Annotated in this window: 11 protein-coding genes; 8 read left to right on the forward strand and 3 right to left on the reverse strand. The window is 57.5% G+C overall.

Going from position 1 to position 14523, the window contains the following annotated elements:
- Positions 1 to 162 precede the first annotated feature (162 nt).
- The 3 genes from uvrC to porW form a co-directional block, all read right to left on the reverse strand.
- Complete coding sequence (gene uvrC / locus ACYSMN_RS09895) at positions 163 to 1971, reverse strand: excinuclease ABC subunit UvrC (RefSeq protein WP_488923710.1); 1809 nt, start codon at positions 1969 to 1971, stop codon at positions 163 to 165.
- A gap of 439 nt (positions 1972 to 2410) precedes the next feature.
- The gene (locus tag ACYSMN_RS09900; RefSeq protein WP_488923711.1) at positions 2411 to 4750 is read right to left on the reverse strand and encodes a penicillin-binding protein 1A; all 2340 of its coding nucleotides are present in this window, start codon (positions 4748 to 4750) and stop codon (positions 2411 to 2413) included.
- A gap of 103 nt (positions 4751 to 4853) precedes the next feature.
- Positions 4854 to 8300 (reverse strand): type IX secretion system periplasmic lipoprotein PorW/SprE, encoded by a 3447-nt coding sequence (gene porW, locus ACYSMN_RS09905; RefSeq protein ID WP_488923712.1) that lies wholly within the window; start codon positions 8298 to 8300, stop codon positions 4854 to 4856.
- 193 nt (positions 8301 to 8493) lie between these two features.
- Here porW and ACYSMN_RS09910 point away from each other — a divergent pair, with 193 nt between their 5' ends.
- The 8 genes from ACYSMN_RS09910 (at position 8494) to atpG (ending at position 14518) form a co-directional block, all read left to right on the forward strand.
- Complete coding sequence (locus tag ACYSMN_RS09910; RefSeq protein WP_488923713.1) at positions 8494 to 8718, forward strand: AtpZ/AtpI family protein; 225 nt, start codon at positions 8494 to 8496, stop codon at positions 8716 to 8718.
- A 107-nt stretch (positions 8719 to 8825) separates the two neighbouring features.
- On the forward strand, positions 8826 to 9233 hold the full coding sequence (locus tag ACYSMN_RS09915; protein WP_488923714.1) for a hypothetical protein: 408 nt from the start codon (positions 8826 to 8828) through the stop codon (positions 9231 to 9233).
- A gap of 33 nt (positions 9234 to 9266) precedes the next feature.
- Positions 9267 to 10331, forward strand: a complete 1065-nt coding sequence (gene atpB / locus ACYSMN_RS09920) for a F0F1 ATP synthase subunit A (RefSeq protein WP_488923715.1) — start codon at positions 9267 to 9269, stop codon at positions 10329 to 10331.
- Positions 10332 to 10393: 62 nt separating this feature from the next.
- Complete coding sequence (gene atpE / locus ACYSMN_RS09925) at positions 10394 to 10651, forward strand: ATP synthase F0 subunit C (RefSeq protein ID WP_488923716.1); 258 nt, start codon at positions 10394 to 10396, stop codon at positions 10649 to 10651.
- Positions 10652 to 10805: 154 nt separating this feature from the next.
- The gene (locus ACYSMN_RS09930) at positions 10806 to 11297 is read left to right on the forward strand and encodes a F0F1 ATP synthase subunit B (RefSeq protein WP_488923717.1); all 492 of its coding nucleotides are present in this window, start codon (positions 10806 to 10808) and stop codon (positions 11295 to 11297) included.
- 90 nt (positions 11298 to 11387) lie between these two features.
- Entirely contained in the window at positions 11388 to 11948 is a 561-nt protein-coding gene (gene atpH, locus ACYSMN_RS09935) for an ATP synthase F1 subunit delta (RefSeq protein ID WP_488923718.1), read from the forward strand.
- 6 nt (positions 11949 to 11954) lie between these two features.
- On the forward strand, positions 11955 to 13538 hold the full coding sequence (gene atpA, locus ACYSMN_RS09940) for a F0F1 ATP synthase subunit alpha (RefSeq protein ID WP_488923719.1): 1584 nt from the start codon (positions 11955 to 11957) through the stop codon (positions 13536 to 13538).
- Positions 13539 to 13627: 89 nt separating this feature from the next.
- Positions 13628 to 14518: an ATP synthase F1 subunit gamma gene (gene atpG / locus ACYSMN_RS09945; protein WP_488923720.1), complete on the forward strand. Its 891-nt coding sequence runs from the start codon at positions 13628 to 13630 to the stop codon at positions 14516 to 14518.
- Positions 14519 to 14523 lie beyond the last annotated feature (5 nt).

A 14523-nucleotide genomic window follows, 5' to 3' on the forward strand; every position in this document is an offset into this window, starting at 1 on the left:
GATTAGCGCGGATTTTAGCGGATTTCACGGATTTTGTGGACGATTGATCTGCAAGAGCAAACAAAAGCCCCGACCAGTATTGGCCGGGGCTTTTGTTTGCTCTTTTGGTTCTGTCGTTCCGAGCGGAACGAGGAGTCTGAATAACAGAACAGAGTTACTATTCTACTCAGCTGTGGGTTGTTGGCTGAAATAATTCAGGAGGACTTTGGCTTTGGCTTTACCAACTTCGGCTATTAGTTCTGCTTCGGTTAGCTCTTTGATTTTTTTCACCGACTTAAATTTGGTCAGCAGCTTATCGGCGGTGACGGGGCCGAGGCCTTTTACGTCGGTGAGTTCGGTTTTGAGGGTAGCGGCGTCGCGGCGGCTGCGGTGGAAGGTGATGCCGAAGCGGTGGGCCTCGTCGCGCATACGCTGGATGAGACGGAGCGCCTCGCTCTTTTTATCGATGTAGAGCGGCAGCGGGTCGTTGGGGACGTAGATTTCTTCGAGGCGCTTGGCAATGCCGATGATGGGAATCTGGCCCCAGAGACCAAGGTCGCGTAGAGCTTTGACGCCCATGCCGAGCTGGCCTTTGCCACCATCCACAATGATGAGCTGCGGCAGCGAGGCGCCTTCGTCGAGCAGGCGGCGGTAGCGGCGCGTCACGATTTCATACATCGAGTCGAAGTCGTTGGGGCCTACCACGGTTTTGATGTGGAAGTGGCGGTAATCCTTTTTGCTCGGCTTAGCGTTGCGGAAACACACCATAGCGGCCACCGGATTGTCGCCCTGGAAGTTGGAGTTGTCGAAGCATTCGATGTGCTTAGGAAGCTCCGTGAGACGCAAATCTTTCTTCACGGTTTCCATGATGCGCACCTCGTTGAGGTCCTTGCTCCGGTCGTTCATGCTTTCCTTTTCCTTGCGCAGGTAAAGCACGTTCTTGATGCTTAGCTCCAGCAGCTTGCGTTTGTCGCCAATTTGGGGCTGCGTGATGGCGACGCCAGGCAAGGGTAGCTCCGGCACCGCCACATTGGTTAGAATTTCCTTCGACTGGCTTTCGAACTCCTGCCGCATCTGCATAATCATCGGCGCCAAGATTTCGTCGTCGGGCTCATCAAGCTTTTTCTGCACCTCAATGGACTGCGTGAGAATGATGGAGCCGTTCATCACCTTGAGGTAGTTGATAAAGGCCGACTTCTCGTTGGAAGCAATACTGAAAACGTCGATGTTGGTGAGGTTGGCGTTGACGATAGTGCTTTTCGTCTGAAACTCGTCGAGACGGTCTAGCTTGAGCTTGTACTGGTGCGCCTGCTCGTACTGCATATCCTGGGCGGCCTTCGTCATCTTCTCCCGGAAGTACTGCTTGGGCAGGCGCAGGTCGCCGTTCAGAATCTGGCGGATCTGCTGGATGTAGAGGTTGTAGGTTTCCTCATCCTCTTTGGCCTCGCAGGGGCCTTTGCAGTTGCCGAGATGGTACTCTAGGCATACTTTGAACTTGCCGGCCGCCACGTTGTCAGGCGACAAATTATAAGTGCAAGTGCGCAGCGGGTAGAGCATCCGAATCAGCTCCAGCAGCAGGTTCATGCCCGTTACATTGGCGTAGGGACCGTAGTAGCGGCCGTCGCCGTCGCGCTTGTTGCGGGTGGGAATGAGACGCGGAAACCGTTCGTTGGTGAGCAGCAGGTAGGGGTAAGTCTTGCCGTCTTTGAGCAGGATGTTGTACTTCGGCTGGTGCTGCTTGATCAGGTTATTTTCCAGCAAAAAGGCATCCGACTCGCTGTCCACGATGGTGAATTCGATGCGCTTGATGTTCTTCACCAACTGCTGCGTCTTCTTGTTGTGGTCTTGCTTGGTGAAGTAGCTGCTCACCCGCTTACGCAGGTCGATAGCCTTGCCCACGTAGATAATGCCTTCGTCGTCGAAGTATTTGTACACGCCGGGGCGGTGCGGCAGCTGGCGGATTTGCTCTTGTAGATGTTCTTTGGCAGCCATCAGGTGAAAAGGAAATAGCGGACAATAAAGCCCTGCGCCTGAAACAGCAAACGGCGGGGCAGAGGCGAGTAAAAGAATGGGAGCGGGGGTAATGAGACTCTCCCTGTCATCTCCACTACGCGACGAAGGGCAAAATTTATTCGACCTCGCACGAAATACTATCGAAGTCGCACGAATTTCATTCGCCTTCTCACCAGAAACACTCAGCCGCGCATAAAAATCATCCGAGGTCGGTATTATTTGGCACGATTTCCCGCCGAAATCGTGCGAGGCCGCATGAATTTCACGGGACGGAGCATGAAATTCATTCGAGGTGGCGTGAAATTCATGCGGCTTCGAATGAATTTCATCCTCGCTCGCATAAAAAAGATGCGAAGTCGCATCTTTTTTATGCGACTTCGCATGGTGGAAGCCACCCGGCCGTTGCGGAAGTCGGCGCTTAGATGTCCTGTTCGTTCAGATCCTCCAGCTCCACTTGGTTCAGCTGCTGGTCGTTGGGAATGGTGTCGCGGGCGGCCCCATTGTAGTAGCGCGAGCAGTCGATTTCGACGCTGAGCGGCTGCGCGGGTTTGGGGAAAGGGGCAGTGCTGATACCGATGCTTTTGTCGGCGTATACTTTCTTCATGAAGATGCCGTAGAGTGGCAGCGCCAGGCGCGAGCCTTGGCCGTAGGAACCCGTGCGGAAGTGAATGCTCCGGTCTTCGCCACCCACCCACATGCCACACACCAGCTCGGGCGTGAGACCCATAAACCAGCCGTCGGAGTAGTTGGACGTGGTGCCGGTTTTAGCACCTATCTCGTACGGAAACTTGAAGCCGCCTTTCAAAATGATGGACGTGCCGCCCTGTTCCTCAGTGGCGCCGCGCAGCATGTAGGTCATCAGATAAGCAGTTTCTTCGCTGAGCGCCTCGCGCGTCTGGGGTACAAATTCGCGGAGCACGTTGCCGTTTTTGTCCTCGATGCGCGTCACCATCATGGGGGCAGTCCAAACACCTTTGTTGACGAAAGTGCTGTAGGCGCCTGTCAACTCATAGATGCTCACATCGGAAGAGCCAAACCCAATAGCGGGCACGGCTTCGATGGGGGAGGTGATGCCGAGACGCTTGGCATAGCTGGCTACCACGTCGGGGCCGAGCTTCTGCACCAGCCACGCCGTAATGGAGTTCATAGAGCGGGCCAGGGCCTGCCGGAGCGTGAAGGTGCGGCCCGAATAGGAGCCCTCAAAGTTGCGGGGCGTATACGCGGGGCGGCCGGCTTCGGCGGGGAAGGTGGTGGCTACGTCAGGCCGCTGGTAGCAGGGCGAATAGCCTTGGTCGATGGCCGCCACGTACACGAAGGGCTTGAACGTGGAGCCCGGCTGGCGCTTGCCCTGCTTTACGTGGTCGTACTTGATGTACTTGTAGTTGATGCCGCCCACCCAGGCTTTGATTTGGCCGTTCAGCGGGTTCATAGCCATAAAGCCAGAGTGCAGTAGGCGCTTGTAGTACGCCAGCGAGTCCAGCGGCGACATGGTCACTTCCTTCTCGCCACCCTTCCAGGTGAAGACCTTCATCTTGTACTTCTTGTTCAGATGGTACTTGATGGAATCTTTATTGCCCTCGTAGCGGGCACTGAGAGAGCGGTACCGTTCGGTGCGTTGGATGGCCGTGTTGAGAAAATTGGGAATGACGCGGCCGTTTTCGTCGCGCCAGGGCTGCTGACCTTTCCAGTGCGCGTCGAACCATTTCTGCTGAAGCCTCATGTGCTCCGCTACGGCGGCTTCGGCATACTTCTGCATCCGCGAGTCAATCGTGGTGTAGATTTTCAGGCCATCGGAATACAAATCGTGCTCGGTGTCCTTGGCCCAGGCGCGCAACGACTTGCTCAGCTCGGTGCGGAAGTAGGGCGCGATGCCCTCGTTCTGGTTTTCGACCTTGTAATCGAGCTTGATGGGTTTGGCAGTGGCCGCGGTGAAGGCGGCTTCATCGATGTAGCCATACTTGCGCATCTGGCTCAGCACCCAGTCGCGGCGGCGGCGGGAGCGTTCGGGGTTGCGCACCGGATTGAACCAGGATGGCCCGTTCACCACGCCTACCAGCACGGCCGATTCTTCCAGGTTCAGGTCGCGTGGAGCTTTATTGAAGAAGGTGCGGGCGGCGGTATGCACCCCAAAGGCGTTGGAGCCGAATTCAGCCGTATTGAGGTACATGCGCAGGATTTCGCGCTTGGTGTAGTTGCGCTCCAGCCGCACGGCCAGAATCCACTCCTTGGTTTTGGTGATGGCCATGCCCAGCACCGGGACCTTGTGGAGCGTGCCGTCGTTGAGGTCTTCGCGGGTCCGGAACAGCAGCTTGGCCACCTGCTGCGTGAGCGTACTGGAACCGCGCCGCACGCGCCCAGAAACCAGGTAGTACGGAATGGCCGCCATGCCCTTGAGGTCGATGCCGGAATGGTCTTCGAAGCGCACATCCTCGGTGGCAATAAGCGCGTCGATCAGGTGCTGGGGCAGGTTGTTGTAGTCGACGGGAGTGCGGTTTTCGTGGAAGTACTTACCCATGAGCACCCCATCGGTCGAATACACTTCTGAGGCCAGTTCACTCTTCGGGTTTTCCAGCGTTTTGAGGTTGGGCATACTTCCGAACAAGTTCAGGAAGTTGATGCTCACGGCAAACACGTACAGCAGAAACGCCACCAAGCCACCACCAAAAAGCACCCATATGGTGCGAGTCAGAGCCCGAAAACGGCCAGGGCGTTGTGATTTGCGGGAATTAGGTTTGGGTTTGGTGGCGGGGTGAGCCATTAGGCAATTCTGAATGATGAATTATGAATTCTGAATTATGGCTTGAGCCGAGTCAATCCAATAACTACAGAACAATTCATAATCCAGAATTCATAATTCAGAATTATTTGGAGTAAGTCTGCTGGTAGAAGCGTTGATATTCTTCCAGGTCGCGGCGTTGAAGCAGCAACGGCAGGTTATCAATACTGATGATTAAGGTTTGGTAACCCGCCCCGCGCAGCCGGCTCAGCGGCGACTGTGGGCCCCGCAGTTTCAGGGCGTAGCTCTGAGCACCTTTGGCACCGAGCAGGCTCTTCACTACTACCAGTTCGAGCGAATCGCCGAGTGGCTGCTGCTGCACTTGCAAGTTGCTGGCCTTGAAGTAACGAGCGTTGTAAGCGCCGAGCTGGGCGGACAGATCTTTCGCGGGGGCCGCACCCTTAGGAAACACCAGTACTACCAAATGCGCATCTAGTACGTTGGCCGTGTAAGGCGAGGCCGCCGGTGTGGGCGTGGTTGGCGCTGGCGTGCCTGGGGCCGGAGTAGTTGAGGCTGGCGTTGGAGTGGCGGCTGGCTTGTTGTTGGGAGCCGCTGGGGCGGTTGCGGGCGGTGCAGGCGTGCCTACTGTGGCTGGCGCAGCAGTGGCCGGAGCGGCTGGGGTTGTGGCTGCCGGGCTCGCGGGAGCTGGAGCGGGTGTTTTCTTGCCGCGGGCACGCGCCTGGGCAGCGGCCATCCGAGCTGCCTTCGCCGGATCAACAGCGGGTTCTGCCTTCGTCGGTTCTGGTTTTGCGGGCTCCGTCTTGGTCGGTTCCGGCGTGGCTGCGGGAGGCGTGTTCGTGCCCGTCGGAACTGGGGTCGAACTGTCCGTAGGGGGAGTGCCTGGTGCGGGCGTAGCCGGATCGGCGGGCGCAGGAGCTGCGGTCTTGGGAGCGGGCGGTACTTTCTTGCCGCGGGCCCGGGCCTGGGCGGCAGCCATGCGGGCCGCTTTTACGGGGTCAACGGCGGGCTCTGCTTTTGTCGTGGGTTCCGTACCAGCTGGTGTGGGTTCCGTCGTTGGCTTCGTGGCGCTGTCTTCTTTCTTGTCTGTTGTTGCCGGAGCTGGCTCGGCTGTTTTAGCCGGAGCAGCATCAGATTTCTTGGCCGATGTTACGGGCGGCGCTACACTCGTCGGCGTTTCGTTCTCGCCGTAGAAAATCCGGATTCGGTTGTTCACCTCGCCTGGCCGGAACATGGATACGGACGGCTTCTGCGTCGAGGCCATAGCTCCCACAATTTCGCCCGACTCATACCTCTTATAAGAGCCTAGCATTTCCTGCGCTTCCTTGCCCAGGGGCGTCTGTTGGTAGTCTTTGGCAAACTTCTCCAGCTTGGCTTTCGCTACCAACGGCGGCTGCGTGCGGATGGCAATCAGCGTGTTGAGGTAAGCTATGCGGTCATTTAGGTCGCTTTCGGGGAAGCGCTTGGTGGTGCGGGCGAGAATGGCCGATGCTTTCTTGAACTCCTGCTCTTTATAGAACACGAAAGCCGAATCGACGAGTACCGCCACTTCCTTGTTCACGAGCGAAGTACGACGCAGGTACTCCGGGTCGGCAGCTAGGCGTGCGTATTGCGAAGTTGGAAATTCCTGCCGCAGGCGTTGCGCGTAGATTTCAGCCTTCGCCAGTTCGTTTTGCTCCTTGTAGATGAGGTAGAGGCTGTAGTACGTTTCGGGCAGGTGCTTGCTAGCGGTGAAGCGAGTCAGCAGCTTCTCGTAGGTCTGGGCGGCGGGTACGGGCTCGCGCAATTGCTGGTTGTAAATACCGCCGAGGGCAAACATGGCTTCTTCTACCATCTGCTCCGAAGCCTTCATCTTCTCTGGCGTCAGGGGTAGCGCCTGCCGGTACTGCGCCACCAAGGCCCGCTGCTGCGTGGCCGGATCTACTATTGCCTGGCCTAGGCCGGTGGTAGCGCCAGCCGTCACCCGGGTTTGGTCAGCGCCGGCAATGGTGACGGGCACGTTGCCGCCGCGCGCCGTGACGGGTGAGGAACTAGCTACGCTCACGGTGCGCCAGTTGTCTTGCAAAGGCCGGTCGCCCCATTTCCGAATGAAGTCCGCGCGGGCTGTGCTTAGCGCCGTGGGGTTGTCGAAATACCACTTGGGGCCGGTACTGCTATTGATAAAGTCTTCGGGGTCGATGCCGGTTTGTAGGTCGCGGGAGGAGTTGGGGCCACTGAGATTCTGGCGGCTAGCGGCTATTTCCTGCTTGGCCGCCAGTGCCTCCGCCTCTTTACGACGCGCGGCGAGCTCCGCATCAGCAAAGGCAACGAGACGAGAGCGGAGGGTCGTGGTGTCAAGCCGGGCCAGCGCCTGTAAACTGTCCTGCGTTTCGATGATGGTGTACTGCTGCGCGAAATCCTTTAGGATAGCTGCGCGCTCAGCCGTAGCCGCGTAGACGGGCGCTTCCTTCGGGAGGTTCTGCACCGTGCTATCGTAGTAAGCAGCCGCCAGCCGGTACTTCTGAAGATTCTCGTAGTAGATGCGGCCCGCCAGCAGATACGTATAAGACTTCTGCGCTCGGTTGGTAGTGTTAGCCCGCGCCGACTGCTGCAAAAGCTTCAGCGCATCGTCGTAGCGCTGCTGCCGGTAAGCCAGTCGCCCCATCTCGTAGTATATTTTGTCGCGGTACTCCTTGTTTTTAGCGTCCTTGAGCAGCTTGGCGAAGTACTTATCCAAACGAGCCTTATCGTCGTTGTTCAGGTCTGAAACCTGACCCAGCATCAGCTTGGAAAAGAAGTCCAGCTCATAAGGCGGATTCTTCTTCAAAATTTGGTTGAGCTGCGCGTAGGCCTTCTTATCATCGCCCTGGGCTTGATAGAGCTGGGCCAGAATGTAGCGCGTGCGCGACCGTTCGTTCTTGGGCTCAATTAGCGGAATGGCCTTTTCTAGATTTTCAATGGCCTTGGCGGGCTCTTCCACCTTTAAATAGTAGTCGGCCCGAGTCAGGAAAAGCTCCTTGGCGTTGGTCTCAATACCTTCCTCCTTATCCAGCAAGTCCGACACCGCCTTAGCGTTTTCCAGCTCTTTGGTGGTCACGAAGGTGCGCATCAGCCAAATGAGCGCCTCGTGTTTGGCGTTTTTGTCCTTGCTGATGCTGTTGACGTACTTAAAGGTCTTGGCCGCATCCTCGTACTCCATCTTATAGAAGCGGCTTTTGCCAATGAGGAGGTAGGCGTCATCGGTCCAGTCGGAGCCAGAGCGGTGCTGGATCGGCAATGAAGCCTTCTTCACCACTTCTTCCATGTCGGCCGTAACGGCTTTCGCGGCGGCCTCGTCCATGGTCGGAAACAGCGGCAGCACCTGGTTGTAGTCGTTGATACGGCTTTTATAGAGCTTGGTCTCAGCTTCCCGCATTTTCTCGCGGGCCAGGAAATAGCCGTTGTCGCGCGCTACGATATTGTCGTAGCTGCGGCCAACCATGCCGCGGCGCTCGGAAGCACAGCCGCCCACGCCAGCTAGCAGCAGTACGGCAGCCAACGGCTTAGAAAGCAGGCGAAATAAAGCAGATGAAGTCAAAGCAGAAGTCGGGAGCATAGCTTACGAATACGCCAACGCCGAAAACCAACGGGTTTGTTCAGCTCATGCGCGGCGCGCGAATCATAACGACGCATGTTGGGTAAAATTACGCCTTTTTCCCAGCCGCGCTGGTATCTGCACCTTAGCCGTTTGTCGTACACGGCAGCAGGCCCATAATAACGCTACTTTCGCCGCTCCTTTTCCTCTCGCAATGGCTGCCACTCCCACCCCCGATTCCCAGCCGCCCCGCGGCGGCAACTTCGCCCGTTTCTCTGGCCTTGGCGTGCAAATGCTGGCTACTATTGGGATTTGCACCTGGCTCGGCACCTGGCTGGATGGTCGTTTTGGCAGCGGACCTTGGGGTACTGTTGTTCTCACGCTGCTCGGTGTATTCACGGCCATGTACCTCGTCATTAGAGGGGTAGCGGAGAAGTAGGCGGGGCCAACGGTAGGAGCATTATCTGGTGAAAATGAGCGGGAAGCGAATTTTCTAGCGTTGGCTGAACTACCTTTGCGGCCCCATCACCCGTTACGCCCCACCAATTGCTCCGTTTTTTCCGCAATCTGCTGCTGCTTGGCCTCCTGCTCTACGGCACGCTCTACCTGCTGAATGCCCGCTACGGGACGGATATCGTGCATCCGTTGGCGGGGTATATTCTGGGCTACTTTGCCCTGCTCACGGCCGTTATCTACTGGGTTACGGCCCGCCTCGTAAAAGCCAGTCCCGACAATTTCATGAGCGCCTATTTTGGGTCCATGGTGTTGCGCATGATGCTTAGCATCGGCATTGTGGTAGTGTACTTATATAAGGGTGGCGCCCACGAGGGCATCGGGACGTACACCTTTCTAGGAGCCTTTTTTATCGGCTATTTTCTCTTCACTGGGTTTGAAGTCTGGAGCGTTCTGACTAACTTGCGCCCGTTTTCAAAACCGGGTGAAACCCCTTCGTGAGTTTCCGGTGAACTTTGGCTTAAGTCATTCTGAATGAAGCGTTTATTGATAGCCCTTTTCTGTTTTCTCTCGTTCCCGGTTTTCGCCCAGGAACAGACGGTTTCCAAGCAGGAGGCAAACGAGAAGGAAGGCTTCAACGCCGGGGAGATGATACTCCACCACATCGGCGACGCGCACGAGTGGCACTTTTTCGGGGAAGCCAACGAAGGCATGCACTTCACTTTACCGCTGCCCATCATAGCCTACCAGCCTACTAAGGGACTGTCGGTATTTTCCTCGCACCACCTCTACCCAGAAGGTACCGTGCACGAGGGCCTCAAGCTGGAGCACGAGCAACTAGAAGCCACCGATGGCAGCAAGGTATACGACCTGTCCATCACCAAAAATGTGGCGTCGTTGCTGCTGAGCGTAGCCATTCTGGTTATTGTTTTTCTTTCAGTGGCGGCTGGCTACCGCAAGAACCACGGCAAAGCGCCCAAAGGCTTGCAGTCGTTTTTTGAGCCGGTCATTGTGTTTGTGCGCGACGAGGTAGCCAAGAAGGCCATCGGCCCGAAGTACGAGAAGTACCTGCCGTACCTGCTGACCATCTTCTTCTTTATCTGGTTCAACAACCTGCTCGGGCTGCTGCCGGGTGCCGCCAACCTTACTGGTAACCTGGCCGTTACCTTCCTGTTTGCTTTCATCACGCTGTGCATCACCACGTTCAGCTCTAATAAGTACTACTGGTCGCACATTTTCTGGACGCCGGGTGTACCGCTGTGGCTGCGCCCGATTATGATTCCGGTGGAATTGATTGGCGTGATTTCGAAGCCTTTCTCGCTCATGGTCCGGTTGTTCGCCAACATCACCGCCGGCCACATCATCATCCTGAGCTTCATTAGCTTGATTTTCATCTTCCAGTCGGTGGCTATAGCGCCGCTGTCCATTGCTTTCGGCTTGTTTATCAACGTGCTGGAGCTGCTGGTAGCCATTCTGCAGGCGTACATCTTCACCCTACTCACGGCCATGTACATTGGTGGCGCAGTAGAGGAGCACCACGACCATGACTACGGCATTGGTGGCGAAAATGCCGATGCGCCCGCCCACGCGGCGCACTAATTCCCGCCTTTTTCTTTCCCCCGAGTTTTTTCATTTCACATTCCCCTCAAACTCTTTGTCTTATGCTGCTCTCTCTGTTGTTGCAGGTTGCTAATTCTGTTGGTCTGGCTGTAATGGGTGCCGGTATCGGTGCCGGTCTGGCTATTCTGGGTGCTGGTCTGGGTATCGGCCGCATCGGTGGCTCGGCTATGGAAGCCATTGGCCGCCAGCCAGAAGCCTCCGGCAAAATTCAGACGGCCATGCTGATCGTCGCGGCTCTGGTAGAAGGCGCTGCTCTGTTCGCGGTGGTAGTCTGCCTGCTGATTGCGCTGAAGCTCTAATAGAGAAGTCGCCCGGCCCGACTCACCAGTTGCTGGCGCTGCCGGCGGCCGGTGCGTCGGGCTTGCGTTTTCTCTGGGTTGTAGCGAGCCGGCTTGCCGGCGCCACGCGCGCCAGCTACCGCGCCCGATCATTCACCACATTTGCTGAGCAACCATGCTTACCAACCCTAGTTTAGGCCTGCTGTTTTGGCAGCTGGTCATTTTTCTAATCCTGTTCTTCCTGCTCGCCAAGTTCGCTTGGGGGCCGATTCTTTCTTCGTTGCGCGAGCGTGAAAGCTCCATCGAAGGGGCGTTGCGGATGGCCGACCAAGCTAAGCTGGAAATGCAGCAACTGAAAGCCGGCAACGAAAAGCTGCTGGCCGAAGCCCGCATGGAGCGTGACCGTATCCTGAAAGAAGCCACTGACGTTTCCAACCAGCTCATCGAGCAGGCCAAAACGAAGGCAACCGAAGAAGGCGGCCGCATGATTATCCAGGCCCGCGAAGCCATTCAGAACGAGAAAAACGCCGCTCTGGCCGAGGTGAAAAACACTGCGGCCCAGCTTTCCATCGATATCGCCGAGCGCATCCTGCGCCGCGAGCTGACCGACCAACCGGCCCAGCAGCAACTCGTGGACTCGTACCTGAAGGAAGTAAAGTTGAATTAGTAGTGAGTATTAAGTATTGAGTAGTGAGATCCGGGCCGCCGGGTAGCCGCTTGCTCAATACTCACTACCAACTACTCCATACTAAAATCAATGTCTGAACTACGAGTTGCCTCCCGCTACGCCAAGTCGTTGCTCGATTTGGCCGAGGAGCAGGGTACGCTGGAGCAGGTGAAGCAGGACATGGACTTGTTCAACAAAACGTTGAGCGAGAGCCGGGACCTGCGGCTGCTGTTGCGCAACCCCATCGTCAAGCACGACAAGAAGCTGGCCATCCTGCGCGCCGTTTTCGGGGGCAAGGTGTCGGACCTCACGGAGAAGTTCTTCACCATTATCACCCAGAAAAACCGCGAAAGTGCGCTAGAGTATATCGGCTCCGAATTTCTGCTGCAATACAACAAGCTGCGCGGCGTGCAGACGGCCGAAGTAACGACGGCCACACCGCTGACGCCGGAACTACGCGCCAACGTGGAAACGTTGGTTCGCCAGCAGACCGGCCTCGCGCGGGTCATTCTCACCGAGAAAGTAGATGCTTCGCTCATTGGTGGCTTCGTGCTGCGCGTGGGCGACCGGCAGATCGACGACTCCGTGAGCTTCCGCTTGCGCAAACTGCGCAACGAATTCTCGAAGAACCCCTACCAACCTTTAGTATAATCCATCATGGCAGAAGTACGTCCGGATGAAGTATCCGCCATTCTGCGGGAGCAGTTGTCCAACTTCAAAACCGAAGCCGAACTCGAAGAGGTTGGTACGGTGCTGCAAGTTGGCGACGGTGTAGCTCGCATCTACGGTCTGGGCAAAGCCCAGTCGGGGGAATTGCTCGAATTTGAAAACGGCCTGCAAGCCCTGGTTCTTAACCTGGAAGAAGACAACGTAGGGGCCGTAATGCTCGGCGACTACAGCGAAATCCGGGAGGGAGCCACAGTGCGCCGTACCAATAAAATCGCTTCTATTCAGGTAGGGGAAGGCACGGTGGGCCGCGTGGTAAACACGCTGGGCCAACCCATCGACGGCCGTGGCCCCATCCAGGGCCAGACCTACGACATGCCGCTGGAGCGTAAAGCGCCCGGCGTTATCTACCGCCAGCCGGTAAATGAGCCCCTGCAAACGGGCATCAAGGCTATCGACGCCATGATTCCGATTGGCCGTGGCCAGCGTGAGCTCATCATCGGCGACCGTCAGACGGGCAAGTCGACGGTGGCCATCGACACCATCCTCAACCAGCGCGAGTTCTTTGAGCGCGGCGAGCCGGTTTTCTGCATCTACGTAGCTGTGGGCCAGAAAGCTTCCACTGTAGCCCAGGTAGTGAACTCGCTGACGAAAGGTGGCGCCATGGACTACACCGTGGTGGTAGCGGCTTCGGCCTCGGACCCCGCCCCGATGCAGTTCTTCGCGCCCTTCACGGGTGCCGCCATCGGCGAGTACTTCCGCGACACCGGCCGTCCGGCCCTGGTGGTGTACGACGACTTGTCGAAGCAGGCCGTGGCGTACCGCGAGGTGTCGCTGCTGCTGCGCCGTCCTCCCGGACGCGAGGCGTATCCTGGCGACGTATTCTACCTGCACAGCCGCTTGCTCGAACGTGCTGCCAAGATCAACGCCTCGGACGAGATTGCCCGCGACATGAACGACCTGCCCGACAGCATCAAGCACCTCGTGAAAGGGGGCGGCTCGCTGACGGCCCTGCCGCTCATCGAAACGCAGGCCGGCGACGTTTCGGCGTACATCCCAACCAACGTGATTTCGATTACGGACGGCCAGATTTTCCTCGAAACCAACCTCTTCAACTCGGGTATCCGGCCGGCCATCAACGTGGGTATTTCGGTATCGCGCGTGGGTGGTAACGCCCAGATCAAGTCGATGAAGAAGGTGGCGGGTACGCTGAAGCTGGACCAGGCGCAGTTCCGCGAGCTGGAAGCCTTCGCCAAGTTCGGCTCCGACCTCGACGCTTCAACCAAGCTCACGATTGAGCGCGGCCGTCGCAACCTCGAAATCCTGAAGCAGCCTCAGTTCTCGCCCCAACGGGTGGAAGACCAGGTAGCCGTTATCTACGCCGCCACCAACGGCCTGCTCGACCAAGTGCCCGTAACCCGGGTTCGGGAGTTCGAAAAGGAGTTCGTGCAAGTGCTCAACACCCGTCACCCAGAAGTATTGCAGGGCTTGAAAGCCGGCAAGCTGGACGACACCATCACCGGTGCCATCCGCCAAGTCGCCAAGGACCTCTCGGCGTCGTACGCCTCTAAGTAATTCGTTTTTGGTTGATGGTTTTCGGTTGTTGGCTCAGGTATGAGTTAGTAGCTAAAAACCATCAACCAAAAACCAAGAACCAATCCTAAATGGCTAGCTTAAAAGAAGTCCGGAGCCGCATTACATCGGTGCAGAGCACGCAGCAAATCACCAAAGCCATGAAGATGGTGGCGGCGGCCAAGCTGCGGCGGGCGCAGGACAATATCATGCGGATGCGTCCGTATGCGCAGCGGCTCAATAGTATTCTGAGCAACCTCACCGGCCTGGCCGGGGGCGAAATGGTGAGCGAATACGCCGTGCAGCGCGAGGTGCGCCGCGTGTTGGTTATCGCCATCACCTCGGACCGCGGGCTGGCTGGGGCTTTCAACAGCAACATCTTCAAAGGCGTGAACGCGCTGGTGCAGGAGCGCTACGCGGCGCAGGCAGCGGCCGGCAACGTAACCGTGATGGCCATCGGCAAGAAGGCCCACGACTACTTCGGCAAGCGCGGCCCGCTGCTCGGCAACTACACGCACGTGTTCGGCAAACTGTCGTTCGACACGGTGCGGGTGGCGGCCGAAGAAGCTATGGAAGGCTTCCGCGACGGCCGTTTCGATGAGGTGGTCATGGTGTTCAACGAGTTCCGGAACGTGGCTACCCAGGTAGTGCAGGCCGAACAGTTGTTGCCACTGGTACCCGCCGAGCCCAACCCGGCCGCCACGACAACCTCGAACGTGGACTACATCTTCGAGCCCTCGAAAGAGGAAATCGTGCAGACCCTGATTCCACAGTCGTTGAAGGTGCAGCTCTACAAGGCGGTGCTGGAAAGCAACGCCTCGGAGCACGGCGCCCGCATGACGGCCATGGAGAAGGCCACCGAAAACGCCGGGGAGCTGCTGAAGTCACTCAAGCTGACTTACAACCGCACCCGCCAGGCGGCCATCACCACCGAGATTCTCGAAATCGTGGGTGGCGCTGAGGCGCTGGCCGCGAGCCGGTAAAGTTT

This window comes from Hymenobacter sp. M1-2 (genome assembly GCF_057808495.1).